At 76.4% G+C, this 1,183-nt stretch carries 1 protein-coding gene and 1 pseudogene; both read right to left on the reverse strand.

The window, feature by feature from the left end:
* Window positions 1-288: 288 nt before the first annotated feature.
* Window positions 289-591 carry an ATP-binding protein gene (locus B7767_RS27055; RefSeq protein ID WP_085574466.1) on the reverse strand — a complete coding sequence of 101 codons (303 nt, stop codon included), beginning with the start codon at window positions 589-591 and terminating at the stop codon, window positions 289-291.
* Between the two features lie 177 nt (window positions 592-768).
* Window positions 769-1,183: pseudogene (locus tag B7767_RS27060) on the reverse strand (heavy metal transporter); the annotation flags it as partial.

The following is a 1,183-nucleotide window of genomic DNA, read 5'->3' on the forward strand; positions in this document are numbered from 1 at the left end:
GCCCCGGCTCCGGGCCCGCCCCGACCGCGACCCCGCTCGGCGGCTGTGGGCCCGCCCCGCCCGGCCGGCTCCGGACCCGCCCCGCCATGGCGGCTGTGGGCAGTCGTTCCGCGGGGCGATGGGGGCACCTCCCATGCCCTTCAGGCAATGGGGGAGGGTGGGCACAGCCACCGACACCGGGCCACCGCCCGGGAAACGCCCACCGCACCCCGGCGCGGACACGGAACGACGGGGCCCGGGAACCCCCAGACCCCGTCGCCGTGACAGAAGCCGGCGCCAGGCCGGTCCTCAGCCGACCGGCAGCCCCTTCACGGGCGCACCCTTGGTGAGGGACCCGGCGGCCTTCTTCACGGTCTTGCCGGCAACCGGCGCCACCTTGTCGGCACCACCCGTGGTCTTCGTGACGTCCCGCGTCACGTCGTCCACGGTGTCGCCGGCGGCCCCGTCCACAGCGGTCAGCCCGCCGAGGTTCGGCGCGGCCGGCAGCTCCGGAGCCGCACTGGCGGAACCGGCCGCGCCGACCCCGGCGGCCGCTCCCGCAGCAACGAGCAACGCGGCACGGGCGATCCGACGGGTCAGGGGGAGGGACATGGTGCTCCTTCGACGGGAGAGAACGCTGACGCCGTGACTACCGTCCGACCGCCGGGAAGGTTGCGGCGGGGCAACGCAAAGAGTTGGCAATGCGTCGCATTATCGGCTGTACGTGACGCCTGCGGGTGACTCCCCGCACGCCTGCGCGGTCGCGGGTCGCGGGTCGCGCGGACCGCGCTACGGCGTCGTCGTGATGGTCACGACCCCCGCACCGCCCGCGACCCCCGAGCCCTCCGCGTTCTTGCCGTCCACCGGCCGCCACCGGCTGTCGGTGTGCCCGGCCGTCCACTCCCGCCCCGCGTACGACACCCGCTTTATGCGCAGCTCGGAGGCGTTGGCCACGGCCCAGTGGGCCAGCTGCCAGCCACGCGCCCCGGCATCGGCGCCCTCCTCGGCGATGACCGGAAGCCGCACGGTCCCCCCACCGGAGTCCACCGGAGCCCTCTTCGAGGGCGAGGGCGACGGTGAGGGCGAGGACACGGCCCCCACCTCCGCACCGGCCGGCTCCAGCGCGTCCCGCCCGAAGTCCCGTGCCAGCGCCGCCCGCACCGCGTCCGCACCCGCCGCCCGCGTCGCCGCCGGCCGGCCCTCG

Origin of the sequence: Streptomyces sp. 13-12-16, assembly GCF_002114215.1 — a bacterium.
In the GTDB taxonomy this organism is placed as follows: Bacteria; Actinomycetota; Actinomycetes; order Streptomycetales; family Streptomycetaceae; genus Streptomyces.